Source organism: Tardiphaga sp., from assembly GCF_028290785.1.
In the GTDB taxonomy this organism is placed as follows: Bacteria; Pseudomonadota; Alphaproteobacteria; order Rhizobiales; family Xanthobacteraceae; genus Tardiphaga.
Map to the genome: position 1 here is coordinate 1 of NZ_JAQGJD010000277.1, position 5,024 is coordinate 5,024.

The 5,024-nt window shown below is 65.8% G+C and carries 5 protein-coding genes and 1 pseudogene; 2 read left to right on the forward strand and 4 right to left on the reverse strand.

Annotated elements, in window-relative coordinates:
• Together JWR89_RS16805 and JWR89_RS16810 are read left to right on the forward strand one after the other, a co-directional pair.
• On the forward strand, positions 1–669 hold a 669-nt coding region (locus JWR89_RS16805), incomplete at its 5' end, for a phosphate acyltransferase (RefSeq protein ID WP_299718125.1).
• A gap of 216 nt (positions 670–885) precedes the next feature.
• Positions 886–1,341: a DoxX family protein gene (locus JWR89_RS16810; protein ID WP_299718127.1), complete on the forward strand. Its 456-nt coding sequence runs from the start codon at positions 886–888 to the stop codon at positions 1,339–1,341.
• A 24-nt stretch (positions 1,342–1,365) separates the two neighbouring features.
• On the opposite strand, the gene JWR89_RS16815 is transcribed toward JWR89_RS16810, so the two are convergent.
• The 4 genes and pseudogenes from JWR89_RS16815 to JWR89_RS16830 all read right to left on the reverse strand — a co-directional run.
• Entirely contained in the window at positions 1,366–2,181 is an 816-nt protein-coding gene (locus tag JWR89_RS16815; RefSeq protein ID WP_299718129.1) for a class I SAM-dependent methyltransferase, read from the reverse strand.
• Between the two features lie 298 nt (positions 2,182–2,479).
• Complete coding sequence (locus JWR89_RS16820) at positions 2,480–3,034, reverse strand: dihydrofolate reductase (RefSeq protein ID WP_299718131.1); 555 nt, start codon at positions 3,032–3,034, stop codon at positions 2,480–2,482.
• Between the two features lie 20 nt (positions 3,035–3,054).
• Positions 3,055–4,017 carry a polysaccharide deacetylase family protein gene (locus JWR89_RS16825; protein ID WP_299718133.1) on the reverse strand — a complete coding sequence of 321 codons (963 nt, stop codon included), beginning with the start codon at positions 4,015–4,017 and terminating at the stop codon, positions 3,055–3,057.
• A gap of 285 nt (positions 4,018–4,302) precedes the next feature.
• Positions 4,303–5,024 (reverse strand): annotated as a pseudogene (locus JWR89_RS16830) (L,D-transpeptidase); the annotation flags it as partial.

Below are 5,024 nucleotides of genomic sequence, written 5' to 3' on the forward strand. Positions count from 1 at the left end.
GTGCGCGGCGAGGCCGATGCCATGATCTGCGGCGTCGAAGGCCGCTACATGAGCCATCTGCGCCACGTCCGCGAGATCATCGGCTTCCTGCCGGGGGTCAGCGACTTCGCCGCACTGGCGCTGATGATCACCAGCAAGGGCGCGTACTTCATTGCGGATACGCAGGTGCGTCCGAACCCGAGCGCGGAAGAGCTCGCGGAAGTCGCAGCACTCGCCGCAATCCACGTGCAGCGCTTCAACATCAAGCCGAAGATCGCGTTCGTCTCGCATTCGGATTTCGGCAGCTACGACAGCGACTCGTCGCGGAAGATGCGTCGCGCCGCGGCGCTGCTGCGCGAAAAGCATCCGGAGATCGAGTCCGACGGCGAAATGCAGGGCGACAGCGCGCTGTCCGAAGCCGCGCGAAAACTGGTGCTGCCACATTCCAAGCTGGAAGGCGTCGCCAACGTTCTGATCATGCCGAATCTCGACACGGCCAATGTCGCGTATCAGATGATCAAGGTGCTGGCCGACGCGCTGCCGGTCGGCCCGATCCTGATTGGGCCGGCACGCCCGGCGCATATCCTGACGCCGTCGGTGACGGCGCGCGGCATCCTCAACATGACCGCGGTCGCCGCCGTCGAAGCGCAGGAACGCGCCGCACGGCCGCAGCCGAGCCTGTTCGGGTAGAGGTGTAGCCGTCGTCATTGCGAGCCAGCCCCGGTCGACGAAAGTCGACTGGGGTTGCGCGAAGCAATCCAGAAGGCCGCAAACTCTGCAAGACTGGATTGCTTCGTCGCAAGGGCTCCTCGCAATGACGGCCATATCATCGTTTGAAAACCGCACCGGGAACGATCATAGTCGCGGATACTTTGTTAGTATTCATTGCCGTCCAGTGAGGTCATCATGCCAGCCTTTATTACTTTCGGGCGCATTCTGTTTGCGGTGTTGTTCATCGCGTCCGGCGTGTCGAAGTTCATCGACCTGCCGGCGACCGCCGAGATGATCGCCACCAAGGTCATCCCCACCATCCCTGCGATCGCGACGCCTTATGCGACGCAATTGGAAACGCTGACCGGCATGGAGATGAAGCAGATCCTGGCGATCGCCGCCGGCGCGGTCGAGCTGCTCGGCGGAATCCTGGTGGCGCTGAATGTCGGCGCGCGGTTCTTCGCGCTGGTGCTGGTGTTGTTCGTGTTCGCCGCGACGTTCTATTTTCATGACTTCTGGAACCAGACCGGGCCCGAAGCCAAGAACAACATGATTCATGCGCTGAAGAACCTGTCGCTGATCGGCGGCCTGTTCATCATCGCCGGCATCGGCCGCGGCCCGCAACTGAACAACGTCTACACCGAGGCGTAGCCGGCGCGGGCCGCGTCGCGGTCGCTACGTCCTGACGATGACGGCCTCGAGATAGTCGCTCGGCACGATCAGGCTGTCGTTGCCGCCACGGTTCATGCGCTCCAGCAGGTCGAGGATATCGCTCTGCAGCGCCTGTTGTCCGGGCTTCTCCAGAGCAGCGAAGGCGCGGTGGGTTGGCCCGTAATAGGTGCGGAAGATCTCCAGAAAATGCTCCGGCGACCGGTACCGGAAGTTGAAAATCCGCTTGGTGGCGTTGACCTGATGCTTCGGAAACAGTTCCCGCAGGCGGGCTTCGGTCCCCCACAGCGCCGGTGACTTGACGCCGGGCGGCGGTGCGACGTGTTTGCCGATGATCTTGAAAAGCTGTCCGATGAAGCCCTCGGGGGTCCAGTTGGCGAGGCCGATCCGCCCGCCGCTGCGGACCACGCGAGACATTTCCGCCGCGGCCTGTTCCTGGTTGGGGGTGAACATCACGCCGAACGTCGACAGCGCCACGTCGAAGCTGCCGTCGGCGAACGGCAGAGCCTCGGCGTCGGCTTGCTGGAAGGCGACCGACAGACGTTCGGCGGCCGCACGCTCCTTGCCGCGCTCGAGCAGCGCACCGACATAGTCGGTGGAGGTGACCTGGGCGAACTGCCGGGCCGCCGCCAGGGTGGCGTTGCCGTTGCCTGCGGCGACATCGAGCACGCGCTCGCCGGCGCGCAGGTCGATGGCATCGCACAAACGCTCGCCGACGAGCTGCAGCGTGGTGCCGACAATCGCGTAGTCGCCGGAGGCCCATGTCGCCTGCTGGCGCTGTTTGATGGCGGAATAATCGGGGGCGGTTAAAACGGTGGTCATGCGTATTCCTCCGAATATGGCTGATCGCGATGTCGCCGGGTCTTTGGTGGCCCTGTCCGATGCGCGAAGGTTGAGGCGCGACAACGGAAGCGCTGTCACGCGAGCTGTAGTAGTTCGGAATGACAAGTGGCGGAATGATCGCACGGCCGGATTGCTTGATCGTACGTCCGGATTTGCCGATGGCGCTGCGCGTCTAACTACATTTCGGTGTGTCGGGCCGCGCCGCACGCGGTTCGTCGCCCGCGATGCCGCTTCACTACGCCCTGGTACACATCCGCCGCATCGATCGCCGCCAGCGTTAGACGCGCCGCCACGCGGTGACGGTGACCTGATGTTCGGCGTCGAGGATCTCGACCTCGTCGGCGCGCAGGCCGTGGGCGGCGAGGATCGCCTGCGGCGACTGCGCCGGCACGCCCGGGACGCACGGCGCGCCGTCGGGCAGGTGGACATCGGGCGCTCGCGACAGCCAGAACACGTCGAAGCGATCGAAGAACATCTCGAACACCACGGGGCCGCCGATGACAGCGATGGTGCCGGCCTGAATGCCGGCCATCGCACAGGCCTCCTCGAACGTCGCTCCGGCCGGATTCCACAGCGTCGCTTTGGCATTTCCGGGATCGGGCGCCACTGTGTCGATGCTGCGGCTGAGTACGATGCGGTTTCGTTTGGGCGAGTTGGGCTGGTCCTCGAAGGAGTTTTTGCCGTGCACGATCAGGTCGGCGCGGTCCAGCGACGCTGCGAAGAAGCGCTGGTCACCGGGGAATTTCAGCGCGTCAGGCATCACGCCCGCACTGTCGGCGAGCATGCCCTCGGCGGACACGATGACATAGCCGTTGAAGCGAAACGCGGGCATAAGCGGGATCAGACGTTCGGCTATTCCGAGATCGTCTGCACCACGCTGTTGACCGGGCGCGAGCTGACGGTCGGGAGCTTGGTGTCCTTGGCGATGGCCTCGTCATAGGAGGCGATGGTCTGCACCGGCGCCTTGGCCTTCATCAGCACCACCTTGTAGCCGCCGGCCTTCAGCTTGCGCAGCAGCGTCGGCAACGCCTCGGCGGTGTGCTTCTGGAAATCGTGCATCAGGATGATGCCCTTGCCGAGCCGGTCGAGCTTGGTCATCACGTTGGTGATGACCTGGTCGGACTTGCGCGTCTTGAAGTCGAACGAGTCGATGTCGCAGGAGAAGATCGCCATGTTGCGAGAGCCGAGATAGGTCACGATCTCCGGCGGGTGCTGCAGCGCCGGCGCGCGGAAGAACGGCGACGGCGCGCTGCCGAGCGCCCACTTCACGGCCGAAAACCCCTTTTCGATCTCGTCGATGCGCTGCTGCTCGGTGAGCTTCTTGCTGGTCAGCGCGATATGCGCCCAGGTGTGGCCGCCGATGGTGTGACCGGCGGCAGCCACCTGCTTGAGAATTTCCGGATGGTAGGTGGCGTGCTTGCCGATCGGAAAGAACACGCCCTTGGTGCATTCGTCGGCCAGAGCCTTCAGCACCGCCGGCGTGTTCACCGGCCACGGGCCGTCGTCGAAGGTCAGCACGACTTCCTTGTCGCGCAGGAAGTCGAGCTGCTTGAAGTGCTCGAAGCCGAAGCCGGGGCCGCCGGTGGTGTCGATCTCGACGACGCGGCCGATGCCGAGCGCATCGGGGTTGGCGCAGGTAGATTTGGCAGCAACAGGGGCTGGCGCGGGGGCCGCCACAGCGGCTGGTGCCGGAGCCGGGGCAGCCGCTTTCGGCGCCGGCGCGGGCGGGCTGCCGGCTTTCGGCGCCTGCGCGAGAGCGCTGGCGGCGCAGAGTGAAACCGCGCCCGCAAAAATCAAACCTGCTGCAATGCGCATCGTATTCCCCTTGGACGGACGTTCGATCCCGGGCTCGTCGCCCGCATCGATCGACGGTTGGTTCCCCAGCATAGCGCGGTTTGCCCGGCGGCCGCCACCGGCAGCAGCCTTTTCCCCAGCCGTGGCGCGAATCGGCGTGTGGAGTGACGCGCTGTGGATCGTTCCCCAGACGCGGTGCACTGCGCCGCAGAGCCGCGGTCCCGATTGCTTGCAAGGAAAAAACCGGGATGCCGGATCTGTGCAGCGGCATAAGCATGCCGCGGCGCGTCCGGGAAACGCCGGGCTCTACCGCAGCGGCACGACGAATTCGGTGCCCTGGCCGGTTTCGCCGCCGGCAGCGATGCCCTGGTCGGAGACGATGATGGAGCTGCCATTGGCCAGCGCGTCGGCGATCTGCGCCATGGCTTCGGCAGGGATGGTCACGCGGTCTAGCGCTTCGGCGGCAGTGTCGGGCAGCGGCGTCGATGTCATCTCGACGGCGCCGGTGGCCTTGCGGCGGCGCATCGCAGAACTATCCTCGTCGCGGTCGGCGCGGCGCGCCATGTAGGGCAGCGACACCGCGGTCCAGCGGAACGCCCGGGCGTCGGCCTTGTCGGCGCGCGCGGTGAAGACGTGGGTGCCGAGCGGACGGTCGCTCGGCGCAATGGCAATCGGCACGTCGAACAACGGCGCAAAATTCTGCCGGACGTAGAGCTTGCCATCCTTGCCGCTGACCAGCACCGCGAGCTGGCCGGTACGTTTGGGCGCGGTGTCGGCGGTGACGGTGGGGGCGGCGGCCGGCGCCATCACGGCGTTCGGTGCATCGGTCGGGCTGCTTTCGTCCTTCTTAACGTCGGTTGGCGCCGGCGCGGCGACGGCCTTCGCCGGTTCCGCAACCGGAGCGGGCTTGACGTCCAGCACCGGCGGCAGTTCGACAGTCCTGGCCGCGGCCTCATCGACGTCGCGGCGGGTGACGCGGACCGCATCGGCCGGCTTGGCCAGGGAGGCGTCCGACACCACCGGCGACT